This window comes from Bradyrhizobium diversitatis, from assembly GCF_016031635.1.
GTDB lineage: Bacteria > Pseudomonadota > Alphaproteobacteria > Rhizobiales > Xanthobacteraceae > Bradyrhizobium > Bradyrhizobium diversitatis.
Map to the genome: position 1 here is coordinate 1 of NZ_JACEGD010000011.1, position 17803 is coordinate 17803.

General features: G+C 64.7%; 12 protein-coding genes and 2 tRNA genes. 11 read left to right on the forward strand and 3 right to left on the reverse strand.

What is annotated here, in order from left to right; genetic code table 11:
- From H1B27_RS12160 to H1B27_RS12180, 5 genes are all read left to right on the forward strand, one after another.
- Positions 1-2607, forward strand: a 2607-nt coding sequence (locus tag H1B27_RS12160; protein ID WP_197966223.1) for an efflux RND transporter permease subunit, incomplete at its 5' end; no start/stop codon positions are given.
- Positions 2607-5711, forward strand: a complete 3105-nt coding sequence (locus H1B27_RS12165; protein WP_197966224.1) for an efflux RND transporter permease subunit — start codon at positions 2607-2609, stop codon at positions 5709-5711. The genes H1B27_RS12160 and H1B27_RS12165, both read left to right, overlap by 1 nt.
- A 36-nt stretch (positions 5712-5747) precedes the next feature.
- Positions 5748-6482, forward strand: coding sequence for a tRNA-uridine aminocarboxypropyltransferase (locus H1B27_RS12170; protein WP_197966225.1), 735 nt, complete (start codon positions 5748-5750; stop codon positions 6480-6482).
- A gap of 94 nt (positions 6483-6576) precedes the next feature.
- Positions 6577-6650 (forward strand) — tRNA-Cys (locus H1B27_RS12175).
- A 176-nt stretch (positions 6651-6826) separates the two neighbouring features.
- On the forward strand, positions 6827-6973 hold the full coding sequence (locus tag H1B27_RS12180; protein ID WP_165935822.1) for a hypothetical protein: 147 nt from the start codon (positions 6827-6829) through the stop codon (positions 6971-6973).
- A gap of 80 nt (positions 6974-7053) precedes the next feature.
- On the opposite strand, the gene H1B27_RS12185 is transcribed toward H1B27_RS12180, so the two are convergent.
- Positions 7054-7260, reverse strand: coding sequence for a hypothetical protein (locus H1B27_RS12185; protein ID WP_028176405.1), 207 nt, complete (start codon positions 7258-7260; stop codon positions 7054-7056).
- An 834-nt stretch (positions 7261-8094) separates the two neighbouring features.
- On the opposite strand from H1B27_RS12185, the gene H1B27_RS12190 reads away from it, so the two are divergent.
- The 6 genes from H1B27_RS12190 to H1B27_RS12215 all read left to right on the forward strand — a co-directional run bounded on the left by H1B27_RS12190 (position 8095) and on the right by H1B27_RS12215 (position 15192).
- Complete coding sequence (locus H1B27_RS12190) at positions 8095-9015, forward strand: ABC transporter substrate-binding protein (RefSeq protein ID WP_197966226.1); 921 nt, start codon at positions 8095-8097, stop codon at positions 9013-9015.
- Positions 9015-10637, forward strand: coding sequence for an amino acid ABC transporter permease/ATP-binding protein (locus H1B27_RS12195; RefSeq protein ID WP_197966227.1), 1623 nt, complete (start codon positions 9015-9017; stop codon positions 10635-10637). The genes H1B27_RS12190 and H1B27_RS12195 overlap by 1 nt, the downstream gene beginning before the upstream one ends.
- Positions 10638-10680: 43 nt before the next feature.
- A complete protein-coding gene (locus H1B27_RS12200) occupies positions 10681-11922 on the forward strand; it encodes an acetamidase/formamidase family protein (RefSeq protein ID WP_061881556.1) in 1242 nt (413 codons plus the stop codon).
- 274 nt (positions 11923-12196) lie between these two features.
- On the forward strand, positions 12197-14527 hold the full coding sequence (locus H1B27_RS12205) for an acetamidase/formamidase family protein (protein ID WP_197966444.1): 2331 nt from the start codon (positions 12197-12199) through the stop codon (positions 14525-14527).
- Positions 14528-14540: 13 nt separating this feature from the next.
- Positions 14541-14924, forward strand: coding sequence for a RidA family protein (locus H1B27_RS12210; protein ID WP_061881558.1), 384 nt, complete (start codon positions 14541-14543; stop codon positions 14922-14924).
- A 193-nt stretch (positions 14925-15117) separates the two neighbouring features.
- Positions 15118-15192, forward strand: a tRNA-Asn gene (locus H1B27_RS12215).
- A 144-nt stretch (positions 15193-15336) separates the two neighbouring features.
- On the opposite strand, the gene H1B27_RS12220 is transcribed toward H1B27_RS12215, so the two are convergent.
- Together H1B27_RS12220 and H1B27_RS12225 are read right to left on the reverse strand one after the other, a co-directional pair.
- Positions 15337-15678, reverse strand: a complete 342-nt coding sequence (locus H1B27_RS12220; protein ID WP_197966228.1) for a hypothetical protein — start codon at positions 15676-15678, stop codon at positions 15337-15339.
- A gap of 493 nt (positions 15679-16171) precedes the next feature.
- Positions 16172-17800 (reverse strand): terminase large subunit, encoded by a 1629-nt coding sequence (locus H1B27_RS12225; protein ID WP_197966229.1) that lies wholly within the window; start codon positions 17798-17800, stop codon positions 16172-16174.
- Between the last annotated feature and the right edge of the window lie 3 nt (positions 17801-17803).

Here is a 17803-nt window from a genome sequence, read left to right on the forward strand (position 1 = left end):
AAGCCAGCCGTGCGCATCCAGGCCGATCTCGCGCGTCTTGCGGCCTACGGCATCGCCATGGAAGATCTGCGTACTGCGATCGCCAATGCCAATGTCTCGGGGCCGAAAGGCTCGCTCGACGGCGCGCAGCAATCCTACATCATCGCAGCCAACGACCAGATCGCCGCCGCCGACGCCTACAGGCCGGTCATCATCGCCTATCGCAACGGCTCGCCCGTCACCATCGGCGACGTCGCCCAGATCGTCGACGGCCTCGAGAACGACCGCACCGGCGGCTGGTACCAGGGCACGCCGGCCGTCATCATCGACATCCAGCGCCAGCCCGGCGCCAACGTCATCGACGTCGTCAGCCAGATCCGCGCGGAAATCCCGAAAGTGCAGCGCGCGATCCCGGCCGGCGTCAACCTCACCATCGTCTCCGACCGCACCGTCACCATCCGCGCCTCGGTGCGCGACGTGCAGTTTACGTTGATCCTTGCCGTCGTGCTGGTGACGCTGGTGGTGTTGCTGTTCCTGCGCTCGCTGCGCGCCACGCTGATTGCCGGCGTCGCGCTGCCGCTGTCGCTGATCACGAGCTTCGGCATCATGTATTTTGCCGGCTTCAGCCTCGACAATCTCTCGCTGATGGCGCTCACGATCGGCACCGGCTTCGTCGTCGACGACGCCATCGTCATGATCGAGAACATCGTCCGCCACATGGAGAACGGTGACAGCGCAATGGAGGCTTCGCTGAAGGGCGCCAGCGAGATCGGCTTCACCGTGATCTCGCTGACGGTGTCGCTGATCGCGGTCTTCATTCCGCTGCTGTTCATGTCGGGTCTCGTCGGGCGCATGTTCCGGGAATTCGCGCTGACCTTGACGATCGCGGTCGTGACGTCGGCTGTGGTCTCGCTGACGCTGACGCCGATGATGTGCTCGCGCCTGCTCAAGCACGCCCATGAGGAGCTGGCGGTGCCAGGCTTGGCCGCGATCAGCCGCTTCATCGATCGCACGGTCGATGGCTATCACAGATCGCTTTTGTGGGTCCTGGAACGCCAGCGGGCCACGCTGGTCGTAACCTTCGCCACGCTGATTGCGACCCTCGTGCTCTATGTCGTCGCGCCCAAGGGGTTCCTCCCGCTGCAGGACACCGCCTCGATCACGGCGGTGACGGAGGCCGGGCCCGACGTGTCGTTTGCGGAGATGAAGAGACGGCAGGCCGAGGCGGCCGACGCCATCAGGGCCGACCCCGACGTGGTCGGCGTGGTCTCGGTGATCGGCGCGGGCTCGGTCAACCCGACCACCAATGTCGGCCGGCTCGTCATGAGCCTGAAGCCGCGCGGCGAGCGGCGTGACGACATCACGGGCGTCGTGGCCCGGCTGAAGGAGCGGGTATCAGGCATCCCCGGCATGACCATCTATTTCCAGCCGGTGCAGGACGTGCAGATCTCGACCCAGTCGAGCCGCTCGCAATACCAGTACACACTGACCGGCACCGATGCGACGCTGGTCTCGGAATGGGCGCGCAAGCTGGTTGCGGAGATGCGGCGCGATCCGTTGTTCCGGGACGTCTCCTCCGAGGCGCAGGAAGGCGGCCTGCGGGCCCAGCTCGATGTCGATCGCACGCGGGCCGGCCAGCTCGGCGTCAGCCTTCAGGCCATCACCGACACGCTCAACGACGCCTTCGCCCAGCGACAGATCTCGACCATTTACGGGCAGGCCAACCAGTACCGCGTGGTGCTGGAGGCGCTGCCGATGTACCAGCGTGATCCCTCGATCCTGTCAAAGCTCTATCTGCCCGGCGCCGCCAGCACCACCGTCGGCGCGCCCAACGCGCAGGTGCCGCTGTCGGCCGTGGCGACGCTGAAGCGGACAACGGCGCCGCTCGCGATCTCGCACCAGGCGCAGTTCCCGTCCGTGTCGCTCAGCTTCAACCTCGCGCCGGGCGCGGCGCTCGGCGATGCCGTCGAGGCGGTGAAGACGATCGAGACCCGTATCGGCATGCCCAACAGCATCGTCGGCGTCTATGCCGGCGATGCCGCCGAATTCGCCAAGGCGCTCGCCGGACAGCCCTGGCTGCTGCTTGCTGCCGTGATCACCATCTACATCGTGCTGGGCGTGCTCTATGAGAGCTACATCCATCCGATCACGATCCTCTCGACGCTGCCCTCGGCCGGCGTCGGTGCGATCCTGGCGCTGATGCTGTGCGGTCAGGATCTCTCGGTGATCGGCCTGATCGGCATCATCCTCCTGATGGGCATCGTCAAGAAGAACGCGATCATGATGATCGACTTCGCGCTGGAGGCCGAGCGCCGGCAGGGCATGTCGCCGAACGAGGCGATCGTGCAGGCGTGTCTCTTGCGCTTTCGTCCCATCATGATGACGACGCTGGCGGCGCTGTTCGGCGCGCTGCCGCTCGCGATCGAGAGCGGCACCGGCGCCGAGCTGCGCTTCCCGCTCGGCGTCTCCATCATCGGCGGCCTGCTGCTGAGCCAGCTCCTGACGCTCTACACCACCCCCGTGATCTATCTCGCGCTCGACCGCATCAACCGCCGCCTCGAGCAGGCGCTGCCGCCCGCCGAATCCGGCGGACCGCCGGTCGCCGGCGCGACCGAGGGGATGCAGTGATGGCGTCGATCTCGGAGCCCTTCATCCGCCGGCCGGTCGCGACCACGCTGCTGTCGATCGGGTTGTTCCTGCTGGGTGTCGTCGCCTACCATTTCCTGCCCGTCGCCTCGGTCCCGAACGTCGATTTTCCTGCCATTTTCGTCTCGGCCAGCCGGCCCGGCGCCGATCCGTCCGTGATGGCGGCCACGGTGGCATCGCCACTGGAGCGGCGGCTGGGCGAGATCGCCGGTATCAACCAGATCACCTCGACTTCGACCCTCGGCACGACCAGCATCCAGCTCCAGTTCGACATCGGCCGCAACATCGACAAGGCCGCACGCGACGTGCAGGCGGCGATCAATGCCGCGATGGTCGACCTGCCGAGCGACCTGCCGACGCTGCCGCGCTTCCGCAAGGCGAACACGGCCGGCGCGCCGGTTTTCGTGCTGGCGCTGACCTCGAAGACGCTGTCGGCAAGCGCGATCTACGACGTCGCCGACACCGTGCTGGCGCAGCGCATCTCGCAGGTGCCGGGCGTCGGTGACGTCACCGTGTCCGGTGCCGACCAGCCGGCCGTGCGGGTGCAGCTCAACCCCGTGGCGCTGTCGAACGCCGGTATCGCCACCGACGACGTCCGGACCGCGATCATCAACGCCAACCCGCTTGGACCGGTCGGCATTTTCGAAGGCGAGCGTCAGAGCGAGACGCTGGCGCTCAATCGGCAGATGCGCACCGCGAAAGAGTTCCGCGACATCATCATCAAGAGCTCGAACGGCAATTTCGTGCGGCTCTCGGACGTCGCCGACATCGAGGATTCCGTCCGCAACGCCCGCTCGATCGCCTGGTTCAACAAGCAGCCGGCGGTGCTGATCCAGATCACCAAGCAGGGCGATGCCAACGTCATCGACACCGTCGACAGGGTGAAGGCGCTGATCCCGGCGCTGAAGCAGTGGATACCGGCCGGCGTCGAGGTCTCCACTTTGGTCGACCGCACCGGCACGATCCGCGCCAGCGTGCTGGACATGCAGTGGACCCTGCTGGCGACCGCGTTCCTGGTGATGGCCGTGGTGTTCGTGTTCCTGCGACGGCTGACCCCGACGATCGCGGCCGGCATCTCGGTGCCGCTGGCGCTGGCCGGCACCTGCGCCGGCATGTGGGTCGCGGGCTTCTCGATCGACAATCTGTCGCTGATGGCGCTGGCGATTTCCGTCGGCTTCGTGGTCGACGACGCCATCGTCATGATCGAGAACATGTACCGCAACCTCGAGCATGGCATGCGGCCGTTCCGGGCGGCGCAGGAGGGCGCGAAGCAGATCGGCTTCACGGTGGTCTCGATCAGCCTGTCGCTGATCGCGGCATTCACGCCGCTGATCTTCATGGACGGCATCGTCGGCCGGCTGTTGCGCGAGTTCTCGCTGACGCTGACCTTCGCCATCCTGGTCTCGACGCTGGTGTCGCTCACGGTCACGCCGATGATCTGCGCCCATTACATCCGGCAGACCACGTCCGGCACCGCGACCCTGTTCGACCGCGTCGTCGAAGGCTCGCTGTCGCGCCTCGTCGCCTTCTACGCCCGCACCTTGCGCACCGTGCTGGAATTTCCGCTGCTGACGCTGCTGGTGTTCTTCGCCACCATCGCGCTCACGGTGACACTCTACATCAAGGTCCCCAAGGGTTACTTCCCGACGGACGATTCCGGTTTCATCATTGGCGCGACGCGCGCCTCGGCCGACATCTCGTTCCAGTCGATGCTCGGCCTGCAGCAGCGGCTGGCCGACATCGTGATGCAGGATCCGGCCGTAGCCGGCATCGGCTCGTCCGTCGGCGCCGGAGGCGGACCGGGGGGAGCGACCTCGAACCGCGGCATCATGTACATCAGCCTGAAGCCGCCTGAGGAGCGCGACCACGTCTCGACGCAGGTCGTGATCGACCGCCTCAGGCGCGCGTTATACCCCGTGCCCGGCATCCGGCTTTTCATGTTCGCCGCCCAGGACGTCCGTGCCGGCGGGCGACAGAGCGATTCCGATTACCAGTACACGCTGACCAGCACCGATCTCGGCCTGCTGCAGAAATGGGCGCCGATCGTGGCCAAGCGCATGGAGAGCGTGGAGGGCATCACCGACATCTCCAGCGATCGCGACCCCGGCGGGCTTCAGCTCACGCTTTCCATCGACCGCCAGAAAGCCTCGGCGCTCGGCGTCAGGGTTCAGGACATCGACAACGCGCTCAACAATGCGTTCGCGCAACGGCAGATCTCGATCATCTATACCCAGCGCAACCAGTACATGATCGTGCTGGAGATCGACCCGAAATTCCAGGTCGATCCCTCCAACCTCGACCGCATCTATGTCGCCGGCTCGGGCGACGCCCAGGTGCCGCTCTCGGCCGTGGTGCATGCGACGCGCGGGCTCGCCGCGCTGGCGGTCTATCACTCGCAGTCGTTCCCTTCGACCACGGTATCGTTCAACCTGCTGCCGGACGTGCCGCTGCAGACCGCGACGCAGAACATCCAGCGCGCGGTCGAGGAATTGCACATGCCAGAGGGCATTCGCGGCAGCTTCGACGGCAATGCCGGAGACTTCGCCAGGACCAGCGGCCGTCAGCCGCTCCTGATCCTCGGCGCGCTGGTCGCGATGTATATCGTGCTGGGGGTGCTCTACGAGAGCCTTGCCCATCCGCTCACGATCATCTCGACACTGCCCTCGGCCGGGCTCGGCGCACTGCTCGCCCTGCAGATCACCAACACGCCGCTGACGGTGATCGCCTTCGTCGGCATCATCCTGCTCATCGGCATCGTCAAGAAGAACGGCATCATGATGGTCGACTTCGCGCTCGACGCCGAACGCCGGCGCGGCCTGTCCTCGGCAGAAGCGATCTTCGAGGCCTGCCAGGCGCGCTTCCGTCCGATCCTGATGACGACCATGGCGGCGCTGTTCGCCGGCATTCCGCTCGTAGTGGCGACCGGTCCCGGCACGGAGCTGCGCCGCCCGCTCGGCATCACCATCATCGGCGGCCTGTTCGTCTCGCAGATCCTGACGCTCTACACCACGCCCGTGATCTATCTTCTGATCGACCGCCTGCGGCGCCGTTCCGAGCCGCGTCCGCTGGCTGTACCGGCGGAATAGGTTGTTGAAGCGCCGCGCGAAGCGTATAGCGCGCCCATGTCGAACCCAGCAGATACGGCCGTTGCCGATCCCATTCCCGAATGCCCGCACTGCCAGAAGCCGATGCCGCTGTGCATCTGCGACAGCGTCACGCCGATCGAAAACCGGCTGTCGCTCCTGATCCTCCAGCATCCGCAGGAGCAGGACAGGGCGCTCGGCACCGCGCGGTTGCTGGCGAAGCATTTCGCCGATGCCACGGTGCGGGTCGGCCTGTCCTGGCCGAGCCTGTCCAAGGCGCTTGGACGGCCGGTCGAGAATGCCTCGCACTGGGCCGTGCTCTACCTCGGCTCGGCGCGCGCGGCCGATCTCGAGGCCGAAGGTGAGATTGTCGCGCTCAACCGCAAGGGCGAGGTCGCGGAGAACCAGCGCGCGATCCTCGGCAAGCTCGAAGGCGTGGTGCTGCTCGACGGCACCTGGAGCCAAGCCAAGGCGCTATGGTGGCGCAATCCGTGGATGCTCAAGTGCCAGCGCGTGATCCTCAATCCGGCGCACCCCTCGCGTTACGGACGTCTGCGTCGCGAGCCGCGCAGCGACGGGCTCTCGACCATCGAGGCCGCGGCGACGATCCTCGCCGGGCTCGAGCGGCGCCCTGACATCGCCGACACGCTGCATGCGAGTTTTGAGCGGTTGTTGACCCGATACCGCGAGGTGCAGGCGGAGATGCCGGAATTGGCGCCCAAACCTGCCCCGAAGGGCCACCGGCGCGACTTCCGGCGTCGCAAACGCGCCTGACTTCGATCCACATCGGGAGAGCGCCGTCGTTCCCACAGTCGGACGAAGGCGGTTGCCTAAATGCTTCATCCCCTATATTGGTCCGCCCTTACGGGGCCACGTGGCGGAGTGGTTACGCAACGGTCTGCAAAACCGTGTACACCAGTTCAATTCTGGTCGTGGCCTCCATCGCAACCTTCTGATTTCCCAACGCAAACTGTCATCACCGCGAGTTCCGCCAAACGCGCGGATGAGGCTTGCCGCGCCTTGGCCACCGGGTTTGCCCGGGGCTGCGATTCAGGCCCTGTGGCATAGACTTCGCATCTGCGAAGAGACGCATCCAAAACCCTGGAGCTCGAGAGCACGTGGGCGAAATCGTCCGTTTTGTTCCAAAATCCGAGCTGGAGCGGGCCCGCCTCATTGCCGAGGCGCGCGCGATCTATGACAGCATCTTTCCGCCGGCTGCACCCGACCGGGCGCCGCAGGATGGCGAGGAACGCGTCAAGAGTTGATCGTGGTCGCGCCCGGCCCGAGAGCTCGATAATGCCAAAGCGCCCGCGAGGGGGCCGCATCCGGTCAGGCAAAAGCGCCCTCAGCAGGCCGCATACCAGCCGTCGGGAAAGGGCAGGAGGGGCCAAGCGCCCTCGTTGTCATTGGCGGCCTTGGGAGTCGTCCTGGACGTCGCGTCGAAACTCCACGAGCGGGGCACGAATTCCTCCTCCGGCGCGGGAGCCAGATCTTCAAGGACCATGACGTCCCGGACGGCATCCAGCAGCAAGTTGAATTCGGCTTCGCTCATCACACCCTCCGGAACGCGGATGAGGCAATGTCGCAAAGCCGGCTTGTCTTCGGATTGACCCGATCGCTCGCATTTTAACGATCCGGCGATCGGGACCCGATTGGTTAGCGGTTCCTGAAAAAGTCCCGCGCGATTCCTACGTGCCGCCACGGCATCGTTGGTGTGAAAGAGATCACATTCCCACTGGCTTATTTCTCCTGGCTCTTCGCACCAAAGTCGGCCGGGCGGGCAGGGCAGGACAGAGCAGCGACGGGCCTGCACCCCTGACGTTTACCGCCTCTGCGCCGGCGAGATCCCCAACGTCCCGCCATCACGGCCTGCTTGCAGCGCAACCGGTCCAGCCCCAGCGAGGCCTGTCGCGCGGTGTTCGACCAGACTGGCGGCTGAGTTGTGCGGCCTGTGGGCTTGTGCGCAGCAAGTACCTCGCACGGGCTCACGAATCCGGCATAGTGAGCCTGTGGATATGCTGCGGACAGGCTGTGGAGGGCCGGTGGATTTGCTGCGGATGCCGACCGTAGATGCCTCTGTCCGGGGCCGCATCTTCATCGGCAAATGTCACATCTCTGTCAAATTACCTCACCAAATGATTCTCTGACCGGACAGTTCGCTGCGTCAGCCGGGATCATTTGGTTCTCCCGAATTCGAAAATCCCGCCCCCGCACCGTTTCGCGGCCTGCGAACAGTTTTTGTGCAGCCGTTTGCCCAAACGCCGGGCGCACTCGATCCAATTTTTTGTACGTCCGCGGACAAGCTTTTCGCGGCGCACTCCCGCACCCTTCCGCCCCGATCACTGGACCATGGCAGGCGCCATGACATTTCGGAGGAATTGGCGAGATGGAGAAATCGGTTGGGCCCCAGGCGCGGCGGGGATTGGCGCGCGCATCATTGCCACGGCGCAAGCTCATGCTCGGCGCCGCCATTGCTTTCGGCCTCGTCGTCGCCGCGCCGCTGAGCGCGCAGGCCGCAGCGCCCGCCGCCTGCGCCGCGCTTCAGGAAAAGTATCCGGACTGGAAGGGCAAGACGCTCGTCAACGCCATCAACCCGCACACGCCGGGCTATGAGACGATCGATCCCAAGGATCCCAGCAAGTATATCGGCTTCGACATCGATCTCGGCGAAGCCATCGGCGAATGTCTCGGCTTCAAGCTGACCTACAAGGCGGTGACGTTCGCGGCGCTCCTGACCACGCTCGCCGCGGGACAGGCCGACATCGTGATCTCCGACATCTACGCCACCAAGGAGCGCGCCAAGGCCGCCGACTTCATCACCTACTCGAAGGTGTTCGACGGCGTGCTGGTCGCCAAAGGCAATCCGAAAGGCATCAACGGCATCAACATGTCGCTGTGCGGCGCCGCTGCTGCCGAAAACACCGGCTATGTCGAGGTGCCCCTGATCCAGGCGTTGATCCCGGAGTGCAAGAAAGCCGGCAAGCCCGAACCGACCATCCAGCTCTATGACAACAACGCCAACTGCATTCAGGCGATCCTTGCCGGCCGCGCCGACACCTACATCAACGACGTCAACACCGTCGACAGCGCCGTAAAAGCCTATCCGGACAAGCTGGAGAAGGCGATCGCGGTGACGATCCCGTATTCCGTCGGCATCGCCGTGCCCAAGAACAAGCCGAAATTCCGCGACGCCGTGCTCGCCGCGCTGATCGAGGTGCAGAAGGCCGGCACGCACATGGAGCTTCTGAAGAAGCATGGGCTCGATGTGAACAACTTCATGGAGCCGGAAATTCTCACGGCCGACTGATGTCGCTGTTCCTCCACTACCTGAGCATGCCGTATCTGCTCGCGGGCATCGAGCTCACCCTCGAGGTGACTGCCCTCGGGCTCGGCGGCGGATTGATCCTGGGATTGATCCTCGCCGGCATGCAGCTCTCCCGCTTCTGGCCCCTGGCGGCGATCGCCAGGGCCTATACCGTGATCTTCCGCGGCACGCCGCTGATCCTTCAGATGGTGTTCGCCTACGACGCGCTGCCGCATATCGGCATCAAGCTGCCGGCGGTGCTGGCCGCCGGCCTCGCGCTCGCCTGCAACGAGGCGCCGTTCATCGCGGAGATGCTGCGCGCCGGCGTGCTCGGTGTCGACCGCGGGCAGCTGACGGCGGGGCAGGCCCTCGGCATGACGCCGTCAGTGCTGATGCGCAGGATCATCGCGCCGCAGGCCATCCGCACCATGATCCCGGCCTTCGGCAACGAGGCGGTGAGTGCGCTGAAGAATTCCTCGCTCGCCTCCGTCGTCGCGGTGCAGGAGCTGACGTTGCGCTCGACGCAGCTGGCGTCCTCGACCTTCGACTTCTTCTCGATCTTTTTTGCCTCGGGTCTGCTCTATCTCGTTCTGACCACGGCCATCAGCGTCATCCAGCTCTTCGTCGAATGGTGGCTCGATCTCGACCGCACCACGCGCCGCGAGCGCAAGCTCGCCGATTATCTGCCCTGGCGCCGCGTCGATCTGGTCTCCAAGGTCGAACTCGCCGATGCGACCGTCGCCGATCCGGAGCCCGCGACAGCAGAGCTCGCGGCCACCCCGCCGCTGGCCCTGACGCGCGAGGAGCGCGCCCGCCGCGCCGCGACGATCGCGCGCAACAATATCGCGGTCGAAGTGAAGGACCTCACCAAGAGCTACGGCCCGCAGAAGGTGCTCGGCGGTCTCGACCTCACGGTGCGCGTCGGCGAAGTGGTCGCGCTGCTCGGCCCCAGCGGCTCCGGCAAGAGCACACTGCTTCGCTGCATCAACCACCTCGAGAACTGGGACGCCGGCACCGTGCGCGTCGGCGGCCGGCGCCTCGGCTTCAGCGAGAATGGCAAGCCGCTGTCGCCGCGGTCGATCGCCAATGAGCGCGCCAGCGTCGGCGTCGGCATGGTGTTCCAGCAGTTCAATCTGTTCGCGCATCTGTCGGCGAAGGAGAACATCGCCGGTCCCCTGCGCTGGGTTCACGGCATGACGCGCATCGACGCCGACCGCCGCGCGGCCGAGCTGCTCGACCGCGTCGGGCTCTCGCATCGCGCCCACGCGCTGCCGCGGCATCTGTCCGGCGGCCAGCAGCAGCGCGTCGCCATCGCCCGCGCGCTGGCGCCGAACCCGAGCGTGCTGCTGCTGGACGAGCCGACCTCGGCGCTCGATCCGGAGCTGGTCAACGAGGTGCTGGAGGTGATCCGCCGCCTCGCCATCGACGACGGCCTCACCATGATCATCTCGACGCACCAGATCCGTTTCGCCGACGAGGTCGCCGACCGTGTCGCCTTCCTGAGCGGCGGCGCGATCATCGAGGAGGGGCCGGCGCACGAGGTGCTCTCCAATCCCCGCAATCCGCTGACGGCGCGATTCCTCAGCGTCATGGAAGCCGACAAGACTCCGGAGGCGGTGCGATGAGCGGCGCATCCGCAAGGTTCAAGACTCCCGAAGAGGCCACCTCATGAAGCATGTCACGCTGCCGGTTTCGCCGAAAACCGTCCACTGGGGCTATTTCTCCAAGACAGTCGCGCCGGCCCTGACGCTGCGCTCAGGTGATCGCGCCACCATCGAGACACTGACCCATCATGCCAATGACGATTACGAGCGCATGATCCAGGGCGATCCCGGCGCCGAGAGCGTGTTCCAGTGGACGCGCGAGCACAAGGCTGTCGCGCGCCGCGGCTCCGGCCCGACGGAGGGCCCGTTCATTCGCGGCGCGGGCGAGGGGATCGGCGTGCATTTGCTCACCGGACCGGTCGCAATCGAAGGCGCCGAGCCCGGCGACATTCTGGAAGTGCGCATCCTCGACGTCCGACCACGGCCGAGCTGCAGCGCCTGCCATGCCGGCCGCTGCTTCGGCTCCAACGTAGCAGCCAATTGGGGCTTTCACTATCACGACCTGATCGAGGAGCCGAAGCCGCGCGAGGTCGTCACCATCTTCGAGCTGGACACCTCCGGTGAGCCCTACGCGAAGGCGGTCTACAACTATGTCTGGACGCCACAGACCGACCCTGACGGCATCGTGCATCCGACCATCGACTATCCCGGCGTGCGCGTCGATCACGCCACCATCAGGAAGCGCGAGAACATCCTCTCCAGCGTGAAGGTGCCGGCGCGACTGCATTTCGGCACGATGGGCCTCGCGCCGTCGGAGGCCGATTTCGTCAGCTCGATCCCGCCGAGCTACACCGGCGGTAACATCGACGACTGGCGCATCGGAAAAGGCGCGCGGATGTTCTATCCGGTTGCCGTCCCCGGCGCCTATTTCTCGGTCGGCGATCCCCACGCCGCGCAGGGCGATAGCGAGCTCGGCGGCACCGCGATCGAGACCTCGCTGACCGGCGACTTCGAGTTCATCCTGCACAAGAAGGCCGACCTTGCCGGCACCAGCCTCGAAGGCCTCGACCACCCGATGCTGGAGACCGACCACGCCTGGTCGTTCTACGGTTTCACCTATCCGAACTACCTCGCCACGCTCGGCGCCGATGCACAAACCGAGATTGCCAATCACTCCAGTCTCGACCGTGCGATGCGCGATGCGTTCAGAAAGCTCCGCCGCTTCCTGATGACCGTGCATCGCCTCAGCGAGGACGAGGCGATCTCGCTGATGTCGGTCGGGGCCGATTTCGGCGTCACCCAGGTCGTCGACGCCAATTGGGGGGTCCACGGCACGATCCGCAAGAACATCTTCCGGTGCGACTGAATTTCTCCCCTTCGTCATTCCGGGGCGACGCAACGCGTCGAACCCGGAATCCATCGTACCACCGTCTTCTGCGCGCAATGGATTCCGGGTTCGCGCTTGCGCGCGCCCCGGAATGACGAAGGGGGATCGCCATACTCCAACACCTTGAAGAACGGTCCAATTCCCGGATGAACACTTGACCAACGAACCTCGTCTTCGGCCCATTGCGGCGACGGACGATCGCGTGCGTCTGGCACGGAGGTTGCTTCGATCGACTGCAATCTGGGTCGATCCGATGAGCTTCCGCCCGTTCACGAGCGAGTCCTACGCGCAAGACGACCGCCCGGAAGCCTGGCGGGACGTGCTGGCTGCGGTCGGCCTGCAGCCGGCGGGTGGCCATAGCGTATTGGACGGACACGCGACCGCATCGCACCGGCACGCCGCCGGTGTCGCGCTGACGCGCATGGCTGCGGGTGCGCAGAGCGTCGTTCCGCTCTCACGAGCAAGCGACGACCTTCCCATCGCGCTGATGCCGGTCGAGGACGGCATGGTGCTGAAGAGCGCCGGCAGTCATCGTATCGTTCCGGTCGGTCATCTCGTGCTGCTGCCGCGCAGCGGCGATTGGAGCATCGTGTTCCAGCGCGACATGCGCGCCATCGTGCTGTCGGTGACGTCGGAGGCGCTGCATGGCCGCCTTTCGGGCAAGCCGCGGCTCGGCGGGCCGCGCGTCGTTCCGCCCAGCGGCTTTGCCGACGTCTTCTCCCGTCTGCTCGATGCCACTGCACGGACGCTCGACACCCTGAGCGATCCGGAATGGAATTCGGTCGCGCAATCCTTCGTCGATCTGCTGCTGACGCTGGTGCATCAGCTGGCGTCCTCGGCCTCCGATGCTGGATCGAGCGCGACGCAGGCCGCGCTGCTGCACCGGATCTGCCAGACCATCGAGCGTCGCCTCGACGATCCCGATCTGGTGCCGGCGCGCGTCGCGCAGGCCGAGGGAATTTCCGAACGCTACCTGCAAAAGCTGTTCGAGACAGTCGGCGACAATTTCACCCACTACGTTCGCGAGCGCCGCCTCCAGCGCGCCTGGGCCGACCTATCCAACCCAGCCGAGGCGCATCGCTCGATCTCGGAGATCGCCTACGCCTACGGTTTTGGCGACTCCGCGCATTTCAGCCGCGCCTTCCGGCATCGCTTCGGCCTGCCGCCGCGCGAGTTTCGCCAGCAGGAGGCGGAGCGCGCGACGGCACAGCACGGCGTCGCCGGCCAGCGCGGCTGGCCGCAGGAGGCACTGGCGCAGCTTCGCGTCCATCAAAGCGTGGAGACGCGCAGCAGCGTCGCCTGCGCGGGCGCCGAGGCGCGCACGACTGCCGAACGCCGTCATCACCATCTGCCGGTCGAGGCCAGCCGCGTCCATTGGGGTTATTTCAGCCGCTCGCTGCCGCCGCAGATCGAGATCGCCTCGGGCGACACCATCACCATCGAGACGCTGACGCAGCACGCCTCCGACGATCCCGAGTTGATGATATCAGGCGATGCCGCCGCCGAAAGCGTGTTCGGCTGGACGCGGGACAGGAAGAACGTCGACCGCCGCGGCGCAGGGCCCATGGATGCCAGCGTGTTCGGCCGCGGTGCCGGCGAGGGCTTTGGCGTGCACATCTGCACCGGACCCGTCGCTGTGAAGGACGCCCAGCCAGGTGACGTGCTGGAGGTGCGCATCCTCGACATCGTGCCACGGACGAGCCGCAATCCGAACCATGCGGGCCGCGTGTTCGGCTCCTCGGTCGCGGCGTGGTGGGGCTATCACTACAACGAGTTTCTCGGCGGTCCGAAGCCGCGCGAAGCGGTTACCATCTACGAGATCTTCGACGACGCCGAGGTGCCGCACGCCCGTGCGCTCTATTCCTACCGCTGGGAGCCGCAGACCGATCCGTTTGGTGTCGTGCACACCACCTACGATTACCCCGGCGTTCCCGTCGCACCCGCCACGAACAAGCGCCGCCATGGCGTACTCGACGGCATCAAGATCCCCCTGCGTCCGCATTTCGGCGTGATCGCTGTGGCGCCGCGCGAGGTCGATTTCGTCGATTCCGTGCCGCCATCCTATTTCGGCGGCAATCTCGACAATTGGCGGCTGGGGAAGGGAGCAGCCGTGTATCTTCCGGTCTCCGTTCCCGGTGCGCTGCTGTCGGTCGGCGATCCCCATGCCGCGCAGGGCGACGGCGAGCTCAGCGGCACCGCAATCGAGTGCTCGATGACCGGTACCTTCGAGGTGATCCTGCACAAGAAGGCCGATCTCGCCGGCCAGCCCTTCGCCGATCTCTCTTACCCCCTGATCGAGACCGAGACCGATTGGGTGCTGACAGGCTTCAGCCACCCGAACTATCTCGCGGAGTTCGGCGCCCAAGGGCAGAGCGAAGTCTACGCCAAGTCCTCGCTCGACCTCGCCATGAAGGACGCGTTCCGCAAGATGCGGCGCTTCCTGATGAACGTCAAAGGCCTCAGCGAGGACGAGGCGATCGCGCTGATGTCGGCCGCCGTCGATTTCGGCGTGACGCAGGTGGTCGACGGCAATTGGGGCGTGCACGCCATCCTCAGCAAGCGCCTGTTTCAGGACGCATCTTAACAAGGACACCCAAGTGAAATTCCACATGATCAGCGGCGGACCGAAGCCGGTCGCGCCTTTCAGCCATGCGGTCGAGACCGATGGCTTCGTCTTCGTCACGGGCCAGATGCCGGACACGCCGCAGGCGCCGGGCGTGCTGCCCGAGGGCATCGTCGCGCAGACCCGCGCCGTGATGGAGAACCTGAAAGTGGTGCTCGCCGGCCTCGATCTCGGCCTCGAGCACGTCGTGATGACGCGCGTGTATCTGACCCGCTTCAAGGAGGACTATGCCGCAATGAACGAGACCTACCGCACGTTCTTCGCACCGGATCGCCTGCCGGCCCGCACCTGTGTCGGCGTCACCGGGCTTGCCTACGATGCGCTGATCGAAATCGATCTGGTATGCCGGCGGCCGTGATCAAGATGCAGCAGAGCTCGGGCGAGACGTTGCGAGCGTAGCGCAAGCATCCAGAACCCATCCTCGAAAGTCCCCGAAGGGAGGCCGTTCCAGACCTTCCTCAAGGCGCGTTGCGGATGATGACGAATTCGTCCTTTGCAAGCGCAAGCGGCTTTGTTATACGCAGCCGCGCGCGAACGAACGGTTCGCCTTTTCCTCGGTAGCTCAGCGGTAGAGCATCCGACTGTTAATCGGATGGTCGCTGGTTCGAATCCAGCCCGGGGAGCCAACAAATCCGCACTAAGCAATTGATTTTGCTGCGGTTTCAGAAACCGAAAAAATCGCTTCCCCGCTTTCTCTCCCCGCTTTTGGCGAGCCTAAAAACCAAAACCCGCGCCGGTTAAGACGCGGGCTCGGGCCGCCCTCCGGAGAATCAGGCCTTGGCGACGATCTCCGGTTCCATCTCATCATCGTTGATGCCGAGATCGAGCACTAGCAGGTGATCCTTTGGACAGTGATGCTTGTCCAAGATGGCCGAAACGTAGGCGCTGACCTGCTTCTGATCGTGGTCTTGTCGGCAGGCCCAAGCATACCACGGGCTGGCGTTCCTGTTGGCGGCTGGGTCGTCGCACGATTGGCCAAAAAATCTCTTCCCGTTGAAGGAACGCGCTGAAGGTCTCACCCCGGCCTCCCGCAGCCCGTGGAAATACGTGCGCGGGCAGAAGGGTGTGGAGATGTCGATACCCGCGCTGGCGTTAAAATTTAGATCAGACATTTATATTCTTTCCTGCCTCGTCCGGTGCATTTGACCGGCCCCGAATTTGTGTTACACCGAAATTCATGGCGAAGTCAATAACGGTAACACCGAAAAAGAAGCGAGGGCGCCCCGCAACAGGGCGCGATCCACATGTTACAGCGAGGCTGCCGCAGGGCCTGATAGACGCGATCGAGGCGTGGGCGCTCAAGAATGAATTGTCCCGCTCTGAATCGATTCGCAGGCTGGTGGAGCTGGGGTTGAAAGCTAAAATCAAAGGCTTGTGAATGCAGCTTCGATATCTCTACCCCTGGCCCAACGGTGGCTCTCCCACCTATTTTCTTCAAGACAACTACGTCTACCCGATGGGAGTCGGCGGAACGCCCAGCTTCTACGTGGATGGCGAAACGGTTTACTCAATGAACGGCTCGCCTACATTCTTTATCTCGAATGGGCACCTTTATCGATACGGCGGCTCATCCAGCCCCGAATTCTATTTCGCCTAGCGTGCGCGCTAATTAAACCCCGCCAGCGCCTTTTCCCACTCTGGATCATCATACAGCGACGTCACCGCAGCACTGCCACCAGCGCTCGCTCTGTTCGTCGCCATGGCCGCAGCGACGGCGCCGTCTATGCTCAGCCATTTCTTCTGCTTGCTGAACCGCACAATGTGCCCGGCCGCGTTCGTCTCGGCTTCAACGTTGGCAAAGCAGAATCGCAGTACCGGGTGGCCGCCGTGCTTGAACTTTCGGCCGATGATGGCGCGCTGCAATTCGGCAATCGCTGGCATCATGCTCAACGAGCCCTGACGGTGCTCAATCGCCGGCAAGCCATCCTCTAGGAGATTGTTGAGCAGGTTGCGCGCCATTGCGGGGTCGCAGGCGATCTCCTGCACTGAATAGGTCTGGCAAAGCTCGCGGATGCGTTCCTCAACGCGCCGGAAATCAATCACGTTACCTGACGTCGCTTCGATCAGTCCGCGCTTGGCCCAATCGAGGTACGGCGCCCCTGTAGCCTCTTGCCGCTGGCGCAAGTTGTCGGCCGGGCAGAAGAAGAAAGGCACGACGGTATAGTCATCGCCATCACGGAAGCATGCGACCACGACGCTGAGGTCGATGGACGAACTAAGGTCGACGCCAAGCCAGCAAGGCTCGCCGGCCAACGCAGCAAGATCGATCGCGCCTGCACCTTCGTCATAGGTCAGCATATCGACGAAGGGCGACGTGCTGCTGTCCTCCCAGATGTTGAGCTTGTATCGCTTCAGGCTGCTGCGCTCGGTCGGATTGTCCTTGGCGCGCGTTACGTGGCGCCTGAAGCCCTGCAGGGACGGATAGCCGTGCGCGCTGCCTGGATTGACGCGGCGCCAGACTTGCTCGGAGGTGTAGTCGCAATCCGGTTCGGCCTCGAACAAGACGGGGAGGGTAGTGGGGTCGACGATCTCGCCGCGAGCAATCTTGCGTGCTCGGTCTATGATCTCATGGCCGATATTGTCCGTGCCGCGCCCCGCTGTGGTCGTTACGACGAGCAAGCTGTTATCGATCTTATCGAGACCGTTGGTCAAAACCGTCCAGAGATCTTTGCCGCGCCAAATATGGGTCTCGTCTGCGAGCACGAAGGCGGGCGTGCGACCCTCGGAGGAGGGCGCGTCGGCCGAAATGATCTCAAGCTCGACACTGTCCTTCGGATAGGAGATTTTCTTCGCGCTGTTGAAGGCGTCGTAAACCTTCGTGGCCTTCACCAGCCGCTTGTCGGCCTGGACGATGCCACGCGCCTCTTTGAAGGCGATGCCGGCTTGTTTTCTGTCGCTGGCCGAGAAGATGGTCTCGCTGCCGGGCATTCGCTCAGGGCCAATGGTGTGCAGCAACGCGAGCGCGGCACCGAGGCTGGTCTTTCGATTGCCTCTAGGCAGGAGCATTACCACGGTGTTGACGATGCGTCGGCCGTCCTCATGGCGAGGACCATAGACGCGCCGGACAACCCGCTCTTGCCAGGCATCCAACTGGAACGCCTTACCCGGCAACGTGCTCTTGGGATGCTTCAGAAGGCGCAGGAACGTTACGGCGCGCTCGCCATAGCCGAACGGGTCAGGAATCTCGCTGCCGTCATAGATCCACGCCGGAAATGTGCTCGCCGAAATATGCATCAG

Excerpts from the sequence above, each read along its gene's own strand:
- H1B27_RS12165 (WP_197966224.1), top strand. The coding sequence starts at position 2,607 with ATGGCGTCGATCTCGGAGCCCTTCATCCGCCGGCCGGTCGCGACCACG.
- H1B27_RS12170 (WP_197966225.1), top strand. The coding sequence starts at position 5,748 with ATGTCGAACCCAGCAGATACGGCCGTTGCCGATCCCATTCCCGAATGC.
- H1B27_RS12185 (WP_028176405.1), bottom strand. The coding sequence starts at position 7,260 with ATGAGCGAAGCCGAATTCAACTTGCTGCTGGATGCCGTCCGGGACGTC.
- H1B27_RS12190 (WP_197966226.1), top strand. The coding sequence starts at position 8,095 with ATGGAGAAATCGGTTGGGCCCCAGGCGCGGCGGGGATTGGCGCGCGCA.
- H1B27_RS12195 (WP_197966227.1), top strand. The coding sequence starts at position 9,015 with ATGTCGCTGTTCCTCCACTACCTGAGCATGCCGTATCTGCTCGCGGGC.
- H1B27_RS12200 (WP_061881556.1), top strand. The coding sequence starts at position 10,681 with ATGAAGCATGTCACGCTGCCGGTTTCGCCGAAAACCGTCCACTGGGGC.
- H1B27_RS12205 (WP_197966444.1), top strand. The coding sequence starts at position 12,197 with ATGAGCTTCCGCCCGTTCACGAGCGAGTCCTACGCGCAAGACGACCGC.
- H1B27_RS12220 (WP_197966228.1), bottom strand. The coding sequence starts at position 15,678 with ATGTCTGATCTAAATTTTAACGCCAGCGCGGGTATCGACATCTCCACA.
- H1B27_RS12225 (WP_197966229.1), bottom strand. The coding sequence starts at position 17,800 with ATGCATATTTCGGCGAGCACATTTCCGGCGTGGATCTATGACGGCAGC.